Raw genomic sequence first — 15719 nt, 5'->3', positions numbered from 1 at the left:
AGTTAAGCCAATAATATCAATAAGAAATTCTTTCGTTATACGACGTTATGCGTTACCCTTACGCTTATGATGGAATTTGAATTCATTTCATCAGATCCATTTGAGATGTTTCGCACACAGCGTGGGGAACATATCAAATGGTAGTTAAGCCAAGCTCTTTCGTTGCTTGTCTTGAATTATATCTACGTAGATGTATTTTTAATTTGTGATTAGGACCCTTTCTAAGGAGCAATATCATGGCTACTACCGCCAAGAAAGCTGTAAAGAAAGCTGCAGCCAAACCTGCAGCCAAGAAAGCAGTTGCCAAAAAGGCCCCTGCCAAGAAAGCAGTTGTGAAGAAAACACCTGCCAAAAAAGTCGTTGCTAAAAAAGCAGTGGCCAAAAAAACAGTTGCCAAAAAAGCACCAGCCAAAAAGGCAGTTGCCAAGAAAGCCGTAGCTAAAAAGACAGTCGCTAAAAAAGCGCCAGCCAAAAAAGCTGTTGCCAAAAAGGCCGTCGCCAAAAAAGCACCAGCCAAGAAAGCTGTTGCCAAAAAGGCCGTAGCTAAAAAAGCACCAGCCAAGAAAGCTGTTGCCAAGAAAGCAGTGGCTAAAAAAGCTGTCGCCAAAAAAGCGCCTGCCAAGAAAGCCGTTGCTAAAAAGGCCGTAGCTAAAAAAGCACCAGCCAAGAAAGCCGTTGCTAAAAAAGTTGTCGCCAAAAAAGCACCAGCCAAGAAAGCTGTTGCCAAAAAGGCCGTAGCTAAAAAAGCACCAGCCAAGAAAGCCGTCGCTAAAAAAGCAGTGGCCAAAAAAGCACCGGTTAAAAAAGCCGTTGCCAAAAAGGCGCCTGCCAAGACGGTAGCGAAAAAGGCACCTGCAAAAAAGCCGGTCGCTAGGAAGGCACCTGCTGCCAAAAAGCCAGTCGTGAAAAAAGCGCCGGCTGCGCCAGTAGCAGAAACTGTGTCAGCCGATGATGCAAAAACCGCAAGCAATACGTCTGCAGCATGGCCATTCCCAACGGGTGGTCGTCCTTAAGACGCGGCATCACTCCGGTTATAATGATGTTGCCCTCTCGGACAGCTCGTAGATATCCGGAATGCAGGGAGTCCCAGTGACCCCCTGCCTTGCCGCTTCGATCAAGCTCCAATTTTTTGACCGAAGCGGGCCGCAGCAGTATTGATCAAGCCGTCCGGCCTTTGGTTGGGCGGTTTTTTATTTTGTCGGGCCCGTAAATCATGATCTCTTCCATACTCACATTTCTGATCTCAACAGTATTTTCACTATTGATTTCCGTATTCCTGCTCAGAGCCTGGATGTACTGGGTGCGGATCCATCCATTCACCCAGTACGCGCGTCTGATCAATACCATCACCGATTGGGCTGTCGTCCCCTTGCGCACGATCCTGCCAACGGGAAACAAGATCGATAGCGCCTCTTTACTGATGGCGTTTATTTGCGCGGCAGTCGAATTGCTGCTGATGATGTCGGTGAGTGGTTTTGGATTTGCAGACGGCCTGTTACTGCGCCTGCCGGTTGTTGCTTTGCTGATGACGGTCAAGTGGGCGCTAAGCCTGGCCACCTGGGTATGTATTTTTCAGGCAATCCTGTCCTGGATAAACCCCATGCAGCCGGTAATGCCAGTGCTCAATACACTGCTGGCCCCGCTGCTCGATCCCATCCGCCGCTTTATGCCCCGCACGGGAATGATCGATTTTTCACCGCTGGTGCTGATTCTTATCTTGCAAGTATTGCAAATCGCGCTGGCCAGCCTGATGCCTTTTTAAGCCTCACCCGGCCAATATTGGTACTGCCAGCCCGGTTAGATTGGGCTGGCATTTTTTTATCAGTCCGCATTCACCGGCAGTTGCAGGCCATAGGCCGCATCCAGCAGACCTGAAATTTCTTCCCGTGAAGGACTATGATTTTGCGGCCCCTGCGAGGCAATTTTGATAGCACCCATAATGCCGCCCAGTTTGCAGGCGTCTTCAAATGACCAGCCCTGCGTCAGCCCATAGAGCAAACCGCCCCGATGCGCGTCGCCACATCCGGTGGGATCATTCACGGCAACAGCCTTGCAAGGCGCGATGGCTCGCTGACTGCCGTTTTCGTACAGCGTCGCCCCTTCGGCGCCGCGCGTCACAACAATGGCCCGCAACCCTTCAGCCAGCTTGTCGATAGACTTTTCCATGCGCTGCTCAACCACCGAAGCCTCGTAGTCGTTGAAGGTCCAGACATCTGCCAATGCATGCATGTCTTCCAGATCCTGCCGATCAAACAAGGGCATGGCCTGGCCCAGGTCGAAAATAAACGGAATCTTTGCGGCATGCATGGCGCGGGCATGCTTGAACATCCCGTCCTTGGCGTCCGGAGCAACAATGCCCCAGGCCGCAGACTCGCCGCTTACATCGTTTTCAGTGGAGCGCGTCATGGCACCCGGGTGGAAAGCTGCGATCTGATTACCATCCAGATCGGTAGTGATATGGCATTGCGGCGTGAACATATCGTCCAGCACACGCACCAGACGGGTATCAATGCCCTGGCTGCTCATGCGCGCCAGATAGTCGCTTGCATCAGGCCCCACAGTGGCCACAGGCACCGGATTGCCACCCAGCAGCCTGAGGTTGTAGGCAATATTGCCCGCGCAGCCGCCAAATTCCTTGCGCATAGTGGGTACAAAGAAGGACACACTCAATGACTTGATATTGTCCGGCAGGATATGATCCTTAAAATGACCTTCGAAGGTCGTGATGGTGTCAAAGGCCACCGAACCGCAAATAAGAACTGCATTATTCATTGAAAAACCTTCAGGGATAAAACAAACTCAATTCGAAACCGGCTACCTCAGTGCGACTGACCTGCACCGGCAAATTAATGGCGATCTCGTCATTTGGCTGGAATGCGCGCTTTTGCGCTTCGGGCAACAAATACTCTTGCGGTTTGATGATGCGTCGGGCAGAAACGGATTCCGATGCATCCTTCAGACTGAGTACCAGCGATGGCAACGGCTGGGCGATCGTATCGTTATTTTTGATGACGGCGTGCAGGCTGAATGCCCGGGTCTCGGGCGTTGCCGGCGGCGTGTTCACCTGGCGCAAAGCGGGCTTCAGGATGGCCAGGTGGCGTACGGAGCGCGTATAGCCGACCTGACACCCGACAAAACTGCACAACTGTACGAGTTTGGGCCGCAAGGTTGGCGCCACATTGACAATTTGGTTGCGAAACACGATAGCGCCCTGGGCGAACAGAACAATCAGGGCAAACAAGACGGCAAGAAACCAGATCAGGCCACTACCACTACTGTGCTCGGGATCATCGTACTCGGTGTCGCGCTGGACGCGCCGGCGATACTGGCCTTCCACATGAACCTGGGACGATGCGCCCCGCTGGTTCTGATAATACGCGCCACTGCCCGACAGGCTTGGCGCGCCCACCACAAAACGCTCGCCGGCACCCCGGTCTGCGTCCTGCGCCCGGCCTGTTCGCGGCGCCGGCCCGTGATCTTCGTCATCCTCATCGTCCAGCGTCGGCTCAATCGCCTGACTCATGCGTGAATCTGCTGCATCTTCAGGATATCGCCCCCTCGAGACCGAGGAATGCCCCTGATGATCGCCGGCGCGTGCAGCATCATGGTTTACCGAACCTGACTCGGGGCGGATAGAGAATGCATCGTCATCCTCCTTAACAGAGCGCAATACCGGAAAATCGGGCTCTTCTTGCACGGCGTGATCGAAGGCATTGAAAACGGTGGAGCAAACGCCGCAACGCACCTTGCCGTTACGCACATTCAACTGCGCCGGTGTCACATCAAAGCTGGTACTGCAATCTGGACAACGCGTTTTCATACAAGTCTCTCAGGTCTGCTTGCGGGTACCAGCCAGGCATACCCATCCCTCATGGCTGCGCCATACCGACATGTCGATCCATGGCGCATAGGCAGCGGCGACCTCTTGCGCCTGACGCTCCAGGACTCCCGACAGGATAAGCCGGCCAGCCGGCGCCACACGAGCGCACAACATGGGGGCAAGCACTTTCAATGGATTTGACAGAATATTGGCCACCACGACATCAAAGGTACCGGCCTGCAGTCCATCGGGCAGGCATGCCGTGACCTGCACTCCGTTGTTCTGTGCATTGTACTCAGTAGACTGCACGGCCTGTTCATCGATATCGACACCAACAACCTCACGGGCGCCGAGTTTGGCGGCAATGATGGCAAGAATACCGGAACCACAACCGTAATCGAGGACCGTTTGCTGTTGCTGCAAATTGGCCGCGAGCCACTGCGCGCATAAATGGGTAGTTGGATGACTGCCGGTACCAAAGGCCAGACCCGGATCCAGCTCGATCAGGATGGGATTGCCTTGCCCGTCGGCGCTGGGCACCTCAGGATTTTCACGGTGCCAGCTGGGCACGATCCAGATCTGATCGGTAATACTGATGGGTGCAAACTGCGATTGCGTCAGCCTCACCCAATCGGTGTCGGCAACCTCACGCAACATAGCCGAGGCAGCATAGTCTTCACCACTCTGCTGTTTAAGCGCTTGCAGCAAAGCTTCGGGCACGATGTCGTCCGGCAGCAGCGCGACAACACGATTGTGATGCCAGGCCTGAACATCCGGCTCTCCGCCGGGCTCTCCAAAAAGCGGCATTTCGCGCTCCGTGCCTGAATCGGCGTCCTCTACGGACACAGACAGCACGCCGAGTTCGAGCAATACGTCCGACAACGCTTCGGCCCGGTCTTCCGAGCATGATAAAACAAGTTCCCGCATGGCCTATCCTTTTGCGTCATTGCAAAAAAAGGTCCGAAGACCTTTTCTGCTGACTCGATTATTTTGCTCGTTGTTCGAGTTTGTGTTCCAGATAATGGATACTGGTTCCACCCTCGACAAAACGTGCATCGGTCATGAGTTCACGATGCAGTGCGATGTTGGTTTGAATCCCTTCCACCACCATTTCAGACAGGGCCAGGTTCATGCGGGCGATAGCCTGCGCACGCGTGTCCCCGAAAGTAATGAGCTTGGCGATCATGGAATCATAGTTGGGGGGCACCCGATAGCCATTGAACACGTGTGAATCGATGCGAATGCCTGGTCCGCCGGGCACGTGCCAGTTGGTGATCAAGCCGGGCGATGGCATGAAGGTATAGGGATCTTCAGCATTAATACGGCACTCGATGGCATGCCCTTTAAAGGTAATGTCACGCTGGCGCAGTTTGAACGGCTCACCCGCAGCAATAAAGATCTGCTGCTGTACCAGGTCGATGCCGGTTATGCATTCGGTCACGGTGTGCTCAACCTGAATCCGGGTATTCATTTCAATGAAATAGAATTCGTCGTTTTCGTACAGAAACTCGAAAGTGCCCGCACCGCGATAACCCATTTTGCGGCAGGCTTCGGCGCAGCGCTCGCCAATGCGTTCGATCAGCTTGCGCGGAATACCAGGCGCCGGCGCCTCTTCAATCACTTTCTGGTGGCGACGCTGCATAGAGCAATCGCGTTCACCCAGCCAGACCGCGTCTTTTTTGCCGTCGGCAAGGATCTGGATCTCGACGTGCCGTGGATTTTCAAGATACTTTTCCATGTACACTTCGGGATTATTGAATGCTGCCTGCGCTTCTGCCTTGGTCAGATTCACGGCGCTCACCAGGGCAGCTTCGGTGTGGACCACGCGCATGCCGCGCCCGCCACCGCCGCCAGCCGCCTTGATGATGACCGGATAGCCCACCTGGCGGGCCGTTTCCAACAGGACTGCAGGATCGTCGGGCAATGCGCCTTCGGAGCCAGGCACTACCGGCACGCCGGCAGCGATCATGGCCTGCTTGGCGCTGACCTTGTCGCCCATGATGCGGATGGTTTCTGGCCGAGGGCCAATGAACACAAAACCGGAGCGCTCAACGCGTTCGGCGAAATCTGCATTTTCTGCCAGGAAACCATAGCCCGGGTGGATCGCCTCGGCATCGGTGACTTCTGCAGCAGAAATAATGGCCGGCATATGCAGATAGCTCTGCTGGGCCGGCGCTGGGCCGATACATACCGACTCGTCTGCCAGACGTACATATTTGGCATCACGGTCGGCCTCAGAATGCACGACCACCGTTTTGATACCCAATTCGCGGCAGGCGCGCTGGATACGCAGGGCAATTTCACCCCGGTTTGCAATCAGGATTTTTTCAAACATACTCACGCAATCACGAAAAGTGGTTGGCCAAACTCAACGGGTTCGCCATTCTCAACCAGAATTTCCCGGATTACACCGGATTTGTCCGCTTCGATTTCATTGAGCAGTTTCATGGCTTCAATAATGCACAGCGCATCGCCTTCGGCAACCGTGGCGCCCACTTCAACAAAGGGTGGCGAACTTGGGTTGGGCGCACGGTAAAAAGTGCCAACCATGGGAGACTTGACAATGTGGCCTGTGGGTGCGGCCGGTGCCGCAGGCGCGGCAGCTGCGGGAGCTGCCGCAGCGACAGGAGCCGCCTGTGGCTGGGCCGGGGCTACCGGTTGCAGCGTCTGGGAGAATTTGACAATGCGGACCTTGCCTTCACCTTCGGTGATTTCAAGTTCTGCGATGCCAGATTCGGCAACCAGATCTATTAACGTTTTCAGTTTTCTGAGATCCATATTAATTCCATGCTTCGAGTTGATTGTCAGACAGACGCCGTTTTCCGGGCCTGTTTTAAATGATGCTTTATCGCGTATTGCAAGGCGGCCATATATCCATCGGCGCCAAGCCCGCAGATGACTCCGACTGCCTTGTCTGCCAGATAGGAGTGATGCCGGAAAGATTCACGCTGATGTACATTGGAAATATGTACCTCTATGAACGGAATGGCGACGGCGCCAAGGGCATCGCGCAAGGCGACACTGGTATGCGTGTACGCAGCAGCATTGATGACGATGAACGCGGTATTGTTACGCGCAGACTGGATCTTTTCGACCAGCTCGCCTTCATGGTTGCTCTGGAAACATTCGCATTGCACGCCGGCTTCGCTTGCGGCAAGCATTAATGCGTCATGAATGTCCTGCAGTGTCTGCCGACCATAGACATCCGGTTCGCGCGTACCCAGCAGATTCAGATTAGGACCATTAAGAACCAGTACCTTTTGCGTCATTGAGCGCCAGTCTATAAGCAAATAAACTCGTATTTAACGGCAATTTCATGCTTTTGTCTATTAAAATCTACCAATCCGCCAGTCTGGCGCCGCCTCAGGCATGCCTGCGCGCAAATGCAGCCAGGCCATCCATCTCTATTTCACCCAGGATCGTGGCCAGCGGCCTGGCCTTGCTATCGAGCACCAGCGTAAATGGCAACCCGCCCTTGGGATTGCCCAGCTTGCGCATTAAACTGATTTTACCCGCACCTGCGGTCAGTAACGGGTAAGATACCGGCGTCTTACGCGCAAACGCTTCAATATTAGCGACGGTATCAAGCCCAATGCCTACGACATTGACCGATTCCTGTTTTTTATGCAGCGCGTCCAATGCAGGCATCTCCCTGACGCAGGGGGCGCACCATGAGGCCCAGAAATTGATAATGGCCAGTCGACCATCGATCGCATCACGCAGCGACACCGCCGTGCCATCCAGATCGGGCAATGACAGGCCCAGCAGTTCAGTGAGCGCCGCCTCATCTACGACCGATACGTCTTCATTCAGTTTCGCCCTGGCCCACAGCGGCCGGGTCATTAACATAAAGGGCAGGATCACGCCTGCCCCAACTAACTGTCTACGATTCATCCTGTATTACTCGTCTTGTTTTAAACGTTGTATGAAAATAACAGCTTCCTCGGGCGAGAGCAGAGCCCAGCCGTGGGTTCCAGTGACGGGAACAATGCATCCAGTAACGACAACTGTATGACATACGTATTGCTAATTCTACCTACTGAGCGATGCAATTGCCGCGATGTGACTGATTCCGCTTAAAATACCGCTCAGGAGAAATTTATGCATTTACACATCTTGGGCATTTGCGGCACTTTTATGGGCGGTCTGGCCCTGATTGCGCGCGCGGCCGGGCACCAGGTCACCGGCTGCGATACCGGCGTGTACCCTCCCATGAGTACACAGTTGCAGGAACAGGGTATCGAGCTGATCGAAGGGTTCGATGCCGCCCAGACCAGCCTTAAACCCGATCTTTTTGTGATCGGCAACGTCGTCACGCGTGGCAACCCCCTGATGGAAGCGATTCTTGACCAGGGCCTGCCGTACGTGTCCGGCCCTCAATGGCTGGGAGATCATGTCCTGCAGCACCAGCACGTGCTTGCCGTGGCTGGCACGCATGGCAAAACCACCACCAGCTCCATGCTGGCCTGGATCCTGCAGGATGCCGGTCTGCAACCGAACTTTCTGATTGGGGGCATTGCCACCAATTTGGGCATTTCAGCGCGTTACGACCAGGCGCAACGCTATTTTGTCATTGAAGCCGACGAATACGATACGGCTTTTTTCGACAAGCGTTCAAAATTTGTGCACTATCATGCCCGCACGGCGATTCTGAACAATCTTGAGTACGATCACGCCGATATCTTCCCTGATCTTGCCGCCATCGAAACGCAATTTCATCATTTGGTCAGGACCGTACCGCAAAGCGGCTGCATTATCTATCCGCCGCAGGATCAGGCGCTTGCGCGGGTCATGCAGCGTGGTTGCTGGTCACAACAGGACCAATTCGGCCCCGGCGGGCGCTGGACCTTCGAAGCGGATCAGGCCGACATGAGCAGATTTACCGTCTTGTATGACGGCAAACCTCAAGGACTGGTCGACTGGTCGCTCACGGGCGCGCACAATGCCAATAATGCGCTGTCTGCCATTGCCGCTGCCAGCCATGTAAATGTACCGGTAACCGCCGCCATTGCAGCGCTATCGCGATTTTCCGGCATCCGCCGCCGTATGGAACTGCGTGGCACCGTCAATGGAATCCGGGTTTTTGACGATTTTGCCCATCACCCCACCGCCATTGAAACGACCCTGGATGGCTTGCGCAAGCAGGTTGGGTCGCGCCGTATTCTTGCCGTACTCGAACCCCGCTCCAACACTATGAAACTGGGCACGATGGCCGCAAGATTGCCACAGGCCCTGGCCCTGGCCGACCGAATTTACTGTTTCGGCGCAAAAACCGGTAAACATGCGCTTGGCTGGGATCCGGACGAGGTTTTTGGCAACAGCACCGTACCTGCCCAGGGCTACGACGATCTGGATCTGCTGGTTCAGGACGTCAGCAGGCAGGCACAGCCCGATGACGTGATTCTGGTCATGAGCAATGGCGGTTTCGGCGGAATCCACGAAAAACTGCTGCAGGCGCTGCAACAGACGGCGACGCAAACGGTCTCATGATTCTCTATCTGCACGGCTTTCGTTCGTCTTCTCTTTCTGCCAAATCGCAGCAATTGCAGCAAGCGATGGCTGCTGCCGGTCGCGCGCATGAACTGGCTGCGCCCGATCTGCCGGATGACCCGCATGCCGCCATTGCATTGGCCATGGCACATGCAAAGCAATTGTGCCCATCCGGGAACTTGCGGGACCTGACAGTGATCGGCTCATCGCTTGGCGGCTACTACGCCACCTGGCTCAAGGAAGAATTAAACTGCAAGGCAGTCCTTATCAATCCGGCCATATACGCAGTACGCGACCTGTCCACCCAGCTGGGTCATACCACAAAATTTCACAGCGATGCGTCTTTTTCATTTACCGCTGCGTCCATTCGGGCGCTGGCCAGTCTGTATCGGCCCGTTCTGACCGACATGCAGCGCTATTATCTGCTGGCCTGCACCGACGATGAAGTGCTGGACTGGCAGGAAATGACCCACCGCTACGATGGCGCACGCCTCACACTGATACAGGGAGGGGATCACGCATTTTCCATGTTTGAACGCTATCTCCCTGCCATTCTCGATTTCACCGCCTCCAAGTAGGAACTCATATTCATGTACGTGGTTTTTGAAGACGACGGCAGCTTCAAGGCTGAAAAAATTCATTCCGAGGCCGACTCGACATTACAGGTCGAATCAGTCAGCGGTAAACGCAGCAAAATCAAGCGCAACGCGGTCATCTTTACCTTCGATGGCATTGAACCACAAGCCATGCTCGAACAGGCACGGGCGATGAGCGAAGAGCTTGATCTGCAATTTCTATGGGAATGCGCACCGCAAGATGAATTTTCAGCCCAGGATCTGGCTCGCGATTATGTCGGACACGAACCGTCCATTACCGAGAAAACGGCTATTTTATTGCGCCTGCACAGCGCGCCAGCCTATTTTCACCGCAAGGGCAAAGGCCATTACAAGGCGGCACCTGCGGATATTTTGCAGGCTGCCCTGGCTGCCCTGGAAAAGAAACAGCGTCAGGCCGAGCAGCAACAGGCCTGGACCGATGCCATGCTGGCCGGCACGCTGCCCGACGACTTGCGCGATGCCGCCCGTACATTCCTGATTCGCCCGGACAAAAACACGCTGCAGTGGAAAGCCTTCGAGAAGGCGCTGGCCGAAAGCGGCAAGACCGCTGAAACGCTATTACTGGAACTGGGCGTATATCCGCATGCGCTGGCCGTGCATATGGAAAGATTTCTCAAACAGCATTTCCCCAAGGGAACGGCTGTACCCGAGTTGGACATCCCGCCAATCCCCGAGTTGCCCGCCAGCGACGTCATTGCCTATTCCATTGATGACATCAGCACAACAGAGATTGACGACGCGCTGTCGGCGACGCATATTGAAGGCGATCTGTACCGGATTGGCGTGCACATTGCCGCACCGGCGCTGGTAGTCACGCGTGATTCGGATCTGGACAAACTGGCGCGCAGTCGCATGTCCACCCTTTACATGCCCGGCGATAAGATCCCCATGCAAAGCGATACGCTGATCAGCATGTTCTCGCTGGATGCCGGCAAACAGGTGCCCGCCCTGTCGCTGTATGTCACCGCCAACATCGCCACAGGCGAAATTGGCGAAACCGTCACGCGAGCCGAAACCATCACCATTTGCGAAAACCTGCGCATCGACGATTTGGTGGAGCGGGTTACCCGCGAAGCGCTCGAAGACCAGACGGCAGCCCTGCCCTACGCCGAGTTATTCCGGCCGCTCTGGAAGCTGGGACAGCATTTGAAGGCTGCGCGCGAACAGATGCGCGGCAAACCGGAAAACAACAATCGCACGGAATTCACGTTCCGCCTGCACGGGCCAGCCGATGATCCCGATTCGGTCATCGAGCTTATTCCGCGACAGCGCAATGCGCCACTCGATCAAATCGTTGCCGAGTACATGATACTGGCCAACACGCAATGGGGCGGCTATCTCAACGAACACGGCCTGCCCGGCGTATATCGCTCCCAACAGATGGGGCGGGCGCGCATGTCTACCCATCCATTGCCGCATGAAGCTATCGGCGTCCCCCAATATGCCTGGACCACTTCGCCACTGCGCCGCTATGTCGATCTGGTGAACCAGCGCCAAATTCTTGCCGCAGCCGAACACGGCGTGTCAGCGCGCCTGGTCGCGCCTTTCAAACCGAAAGACGCCGATCTGTACGCCATCATCGGCGCCTTCGACTCCCAGTACATGCTCTGGCATGAATTCCAGAGCCGGCTTGAACGCTATTGGTGTCTGCGCTGGCTGACCCAGCAGTCACGCACCAGACTGCATGGCACCTTCATTCGCGATAACCTGGTTCGTCTCGAAGAAATCCCGCTGGTTATCGAAGTGAACGGCGTGCCCGAACTTGAACGCAATGATCGTATTGTCATCAATGTACGCGGCACCGATGAGCTGTCGCTGAATATTGATGCCGAATATGCCGGGCTCGCGCAACCAGACGAAGAGGCAACAGCATCATGAACATGCCACGCAAATTCGCCGTTCTTGGCAACCCGATCAAACACAGCCTGTCGCCGCGCCTGCACGCCCTGTTTGCCCAGCAAACCGGCCTGCAGATCGAGTACAGCAAGCAATGTGTAGAACCGGCGCATTTTCGCGACCACGTGAAGCAGTTCTTTGCCGCCGGCGGCTGCGGCCTGAACATTACATTGCCATTCAAGGAACAAGCCTACGCACTGGCCGATCCTCGCATATCCGATCGCGCCAGGGCTGCCGGTTCAGCCAACACCCTGTGGCAGGAAAACGGCGAAATACACGCCTGCAATACCGATGGCGTCGGGCTGGTCAATGACATGCTGCGCCAGCACATCACGCTGCATGACAGCCGTATTCTATTGATCGGGGCCGGGGGAGCAACGCGCGGCGTCATGCCTGCGTTGTTGCAGGCCGGATGTGCACATCTGCACATTGTGAACCGCAGCGAAGATAAAGCTCATGCACTGGCCGCGCAGGCTGCGGCGCTCCCGGGCCCGCAAGCACAGGTAACTGCCTCGGCATTTTCCGCGCTGCAGGGCACCTGGGACATCATCGTGAACGCCACTTCCAGCAGTCTGTCGGGCCAGACACTGCCCCTGCCCGACAACCTGTTTCGCACCAACAGCGTGGCCTACGATATGCTTTATACCGCAGACGGCGACACGCCGTTTCTGCAACAGGCGCGCAACGGCGGCGCCCGCCAAACCTCAGACGGCCTGGGCATGCTGGTCTACCAGGGCGCCGAGAGCTTTCGCATCTGGAACCAGATTGAGCCCGACGCGGCGCCGGTTCTCACAGCGCTGCGCATGGAACTGACGGGGTCGGTCTGATGCTCGAAGCAGTCGGACGCATCGCCAGCGAGGTTGCTATCGGTATCGCCGAACGCGTGCGCTCGCAGTCGATAGCACGTTCCACGGTCGACCTTGTTGCCCTGCTGATCGCGGTCATTGTGCTGTATCAGATCTATCTGTTTGCCTGGGTGCTCTGGTACAGTGTCTTCAATCCCGGCGGCAGTGCGTACATGCGCGAACAAGCAGACCGTCTGGCAGCCCTGGACCCGCCAGTGAGCATTCAATATGAATGGACACCTTACGAGGCAATCAGTCCTGCCTTGAAAAAGGCGGTCATTGCCGCCGAGGACGCCCGCTTTACCGAGCACGGTGGCGTGGAATGGGAGGCAATCCGCAAGGCCTGGCGCTATAACGAACGCCAGGAAGACGCTGGCCGCAATCGCCGCCGCGGAGGCTCCACGCTGACGCAGCAACTTGCCAAAAACCTGTTTCTATCGGCCGATCGCACCTATATACGCAAGGGCCAGGAACTGGTCATTGCCTATATGATAGAAGCGGTCATGTCCAAGCGGCGAATTCTGGAACTGTATCTGAATGTTGTGGAATACGGCAACGGCGTCTTCGGCGCCCAGGCTGCCGCCCGCCACTATTTCAACGTGGATGCCGCGCGCCTGTCCACGTATCAGGCCGCGCGCCTGGCCGCCATTCTGCCAAATCCAAGGGTTTATGGAAAGAACATGCAATCGCGCTACGTGCAATCTCGCGGTCGGACAATTTCGGCCCGCATGCGCAGCGCTGTGCTGCCAGAATAAATCATGGCCGCAGTTGTTCATTGGCCTGCATCGTGCACATACAATGACGGTATCCTTGGTTATCAACCCGTTACTTTATCGCACGACAATCGACGCTAAAATACAGGAGAACAACAGCCGGGATACAACCGACAATACAGACAGGCGTGCCAGGTCAACTGCATTTGCACGGTCTGCAAAAAGGATCGCCAATTTATTGGCGATAAGCTGTTATGCTGGAACAGGCCTGCAAACAACAGTAAAATCAACGCTTCTGAGGCCAGTCGCAACACTGCTGCGTCTGACCGGACACTAATAAGACACATGCGCACAGCAAGAAAATACCTAGGGACAGAAATCTACCGCTCCACCGTGGCTGTACTGGTGGCGCTCGTGGGCCTGTTCACCTTTTTTGCCCTGATAGACGAGCTGGACAGCATCAGCGATAAATTTCCGCTGCTCTCGCTGTTGTATTTGCAGGTATTGCAATTGCCAACGCGTCTGTATGATTTGTTGCCCATCGGCCTGTTGATCGGGTCGGTACTGGCGCTGGCCAGTCTGGCGCAGCGTAACGAACTGGTAATACTGCGCGTTTCAGGCGTCAGCAGCATTTCGTTGCTGCTCATGCTCTGGACCATTACCATCCCGCTCATGCTGGGCGCATTCGTCCTGTCGGAATTTGTCACGCCTCGCGCCGAACTGATGACCAGCGAAGCCAGCCTGAAGTACCTGGGCAAAGCCAGCGGCGGACAGATGAACTCGGGCCACTGGTTTCGCGAACCCGATGACGACGGCAATATCCGCACCATTAACATTGCACAACTTCGCGATCAGGGCAGCGTTCAGGACATTCGCATCATCACCTACAACGTAGACGAGAGCCGGTTTATTTCTCTTGATCATGCAAAAACCGGGCACTTCAGCCAGAATACCCTCACGCTGACCGATGTGGTACATATCACCAGCCTGATCGATGCCAAATCCGCCCTGGCCGATCCCAACAAGCCGGTCGCCGATGTGGCCAGGCGCACGGTGTTGCCAACGCTGGAATTGAAAACGACGCTCACTCCCAATCGCCTGCTCGCGGGTCAAATGCAGCCGGACCGCATGTCGACAGTGTCGCTGCTCGATTACATTTCATACCTGGAAGAGAATAAGCTGCAAACCAACCGTCAGGTTGTTGCACTGTGGCGCAAACTGAGCTATCCGTTCACGTTGCTGGTCATGATTACCATTGCGGCACCTATCGGATTCATGCAAACTCGCAAGGGTGGTGTGGGCGGCAAGGTGTTCCTGGGTATTTTACTGGGCGTAGCATTCTATATGATCAACCAGCTTGCACTGAATGTGGGCATGTTGAAGAATCTGCCACCATGGTTTACCGCGCTCATGCCCAACACGATAGCGATGCTGATCGCCATGCTTGCCCTGTACTTCATGGAAGCCAGGCGGACCCCGCGTATGCAGCGTGCACCACTTTCAGGAAAGGCTGTAACGTAATGAATATCTGGGCTGTAGGAGATTTACAGGGTTGTTGTGGTGCGCTGGACGAACTGCTCGAGCATCCATTGATTCAGAAAGACCCCGATTGCCGGTTCTGGTTCGCGGGCGATCTGATCAACCGCGGGCCGCAGTCGCTGCGTACGTTAAAGCGCATTATCAAGCTGGGCGATCGCGCCGTCAGCATCCTGGGCAACCATGATCTGCATATGCTTGCCGTCCATGCCGGCATACGCAACGAGAACAAATCAGACACCTTCGACGCGATTCTCAAGGACAAACATGTCAATGAGTTGATTGACTGGCTGCGCCATCGCCCACTGGCCCATTACGAGGCAGGACATCTGATGGTTCATGCCGGCGTCATGGCCAAATGGGATCTGGACAAGACGCTGGAGCTGGCCGAGGAAGCGCATCAGGCGCTGATCAGCGACAAATGGAAAAAGAACCTGCAGAAAATGTACGGAAATGAACCCGTCCAGTGGAAGGACCGGCTATCGGGCGCAAAACGGCTGCGGGTGATTATTAACGCTTTTACCCGCATGCGACTGTGCACAATGCAGGGCGAAATGGATTTTGCATCCAAGGATGCGCCCAATGGCCATCCGGGGCTGGTGCCCTGGTTTGACGTACCCGACCGGAAAACCGCCGATATTCCCATCATCTTTGGGCACTGGTCAACACTGGGTCTGTTGATTCGCAAGAACCTGCTGGCCCTGGACACGGGCTGCGTGTGGGGCGGAAAACTGACCGCGCTGCGCCTGAGCGATCGCAAACTTATCCAGATCGACTGCAAACAGCACGGCAAGCAATAAGC

16 protein-coding genes are annotated in these 15719 nt (G+C 55.5%); 9 read left to right on the top strand and 7 right to left on the bottom strand.

Annotated elements, in window-relative coordinates:
* Nucleotides 1-236: 236 nt before the first annotated feature.
* The gene (locus EV681_RS05930) at nucleotides 237-1013 is read left to right on the top strand and encodes a histone H1-like DNA-binding protein (RefSeq protein WP_130303504.1); all 777 of its coding nucleotides are present in this window, start codon (nucleotides 237-239) and stop codon (nucleotides 1011-1013) included.
* 200 nt (nucleotides 1014-1213) lie between these two features.
* Nucleotides 1214-1762, top strand: coding sequence for a YggT family protein (locus tag EV681_RS05925; RefSeq protein WP_128395828.1), 549 nt, complete (start codon nucleotides 1214-1216; stop codon nucleotides 1760-1762).
* A 59-nt stretch (nucleotides 1763-1821) separates the two neighbouring features.
* Here EV681_RS05925 and EV681_RS05920 read toward each other — a convergent pair whose 3' ends face one another.
* From EV681_RS05920 to EV681_RS05890, 7 genes are all read right to left on the bottom strand, one after another.
* Complete coding sequence (locus tag EV681_RS05920; RefSeq protein ID WP_128395827.1) at nucleotides 1822-2772, bottom strand: carbohydrate kinase family protein; 951 nt, start codon at nucleotides 2770-2772, stop codon at nucleotides 1822-1824.
* Between the two features lie 10 nt (nucleotides 2773-2782).
* Nucleotides 2783-3820: a DUF3426 domain-containing protein gene (locus EV681_RS05915; protein WP_128395826.1), complete on the bottom strand. Its 1038-nt coding sequence runs from the start codon at nucleotides 3818-3820 to the stop codon at nucleotides 2783-2785.
* 9 nt (nucleotides 3821-3829) lie between these two features.
* Nucleotides 3830-4747, bottom strand: coding sequence for a 50S ribosomal protein L11 methyltransferase (prmA, locus tag EV681_RS05910; RefSeq protein ID WP_128395825.1), 918 nt, complete (start codon nucleotides 4745-4747; stop codon nucleotides 3830-3832).
* 58 nt (nucleotides 4748-4805) lie between these two features.
* Complete coding sequence (gene accC / locus EV681_RS05905; RefSeq protein WP_128395824.1) at nucleotides 4806-6155, bottom strand: acetyl-CoA carboxylase biotin carboxylase subunit; 1350 nt, start codon at nucleotides 6153-6155, stop codon at nucleotides 4806-4808.
* A 2-nt stretch (nucleotides 6156-6157) separates the two neighbouring features.
* Complete coding sequence (accB, locus tag EV681_RS05900) at nucleotides 6158-6598, bottom strand: acetyl-CoA carboxylase biotin carboxyl carrier protein (RefSeq protein ID WP_128395823.1); 441 nt, start codon at nucleotides 6596-6598, stop codon at nucleotides 6158-6160.
* 26 nt (nucleotides 6599-6624) lie between these two features.
* Entirely contained in the window at nucleotides 6625-7089 is a 465-nt protein-coding gene (gene aroQ / locus EV681_RS05895; RefSeq protein WP_128395822.1) for a type II 3-dehydroquinate dehydratase, read from the bottom strand.
* Nucleotides 7090-7183: 94 nt separating this feature from the next.
* A complete protein-coding gene (locus EV681_RS05890; protein WP_130303503.1) occupies nucleotides 7184-7714 on the bottom strand; it encodes a TlpA family protein disulfide reductase in 531 nt (176 codons plus the stop codon).
* Nucleotides 7715-7921: 207 nt separating this feature from the next.
* On the opposite strand from EV681_RS05890, the gene mpl reads away from it, so the two are divergent.
* The 7 genes from mpl to EV681_RS05855 all read left to right on the top strand — a co-directional run bounded on the left by mpl (nucleotide 7922) and on the right by EV681_RS05855 (nucleotide 15717).
* Complete coding sequence (mpl, locus tag EV681_RS05885) at nucleotides 7922-9310, top strand: UDP-N-acetylmuramate:L-alanyl-gamma-D-glutamyl-meso-diaminopimelate ligase (RefSeq protein ID WP_130303502.1); 1389 nt, start codon at nucleotides 7922-7924, stop codon at nucleotides 9308-9310.
* Nucleotides 9307-9888, top strand: a complete 582-nt coding sequence (locus EV681_RS05880) for a YqiA/YcfP family alpha/beta fold hydrolase (RefSeq protein ID WP_128395819.1) — start codon at nucleotides 9307-9309, stop codon at nucleotides 9886-9888. Before mpl ends, EV681_RS05880 begins: the two co-directional genes overlap by 4 nt.
* 12 nt (nucleotides 9889-9900) lie before the next feature.
* Nucleotides 9901-11805 (top strand): ribonuclease catalytic domain-containing protein, encoded by a 1905-nt coding sequence (locus EV681_RS05875; protein WP_130303501.1) that lies wholly within the window; start codon nucleotides 9901-9903, stop codon nucleotides 11803-11805.
* Entirely contained in the window at nucleotides 11802-12650 is an 849-nt protein-coding gene (gene aroE / locus EV681_RS05870) for a shikimate dehydrogenase (protein ID WP_128395817.1), read from the top strand. The genes EV681_RS05875 and aroE overlap by 4 nt, the downstream gene beginning before the upstream one ends.
* The gene (mtgA, locus tag EV681_RS05865) at nucleotides 12650-13423 is read left to right on the top strand and encodes a monofunctional biosynthetic peptidoglycan transglycosylase (RefSeq protein WP_128395816.1); all 774 of its coding nucleotides are present in this window, start codon (nucleotides 12650-12652) and stop codon (nucleotides 13421-13423) included. Before aroE ends, mtgA begins: the two co-directional genes overlap by 1 nt.
* A 303-nt stretch (nucleotides 13424-13726) precedes the next feature.
* Nucleotides 13727-14902 carry an LPS export ABC transporter permease LptG gene (lptG, locus tag EV681_RS05860; RefSeq protein WP_128395815.1) on the top strand — a complete coding sequence of 392 codons (1176 nt, stop codon included), beginning with the start codon at nucleotides 13727-13729 and terminating at the stop codon, nucleotides 14900-14902.
* Nucleotides 14902-15717: a symmetrical bis(5'-nucleosyl)-tetraphosphatase gene (locus EV681_RS05855; protein ID WP_128395814.1), complete on the top strand. Its 816-nt coding sequence runs from the start codon at nucleotides 14902-14904 to the stop codon at nucleotides 15715-15717. The genes lptG and EV681_RS05855 overlap by 1 nt, the downstream gene beginning before the upstream one ends.
* Nucleotides 15718-15719: the final 2 nt, after the last annotated feature.

The sequence above is a fragment of the Advenella incenata genome (genome assembly GCF_004217095.1).
GTDB classification, from domain to species: domain Bacteria; phylum Pseudomonadota; class Gammaproteobacteria; order Burkholderiales; family Burkholderiaceae_B; genus Advenella; species Advenella incenata.
The sequence above is the reverse complement of the archived record's forward strand: the minus strand, read 5'-3'. Positions and strand labels throughout refer to the sequence as shown.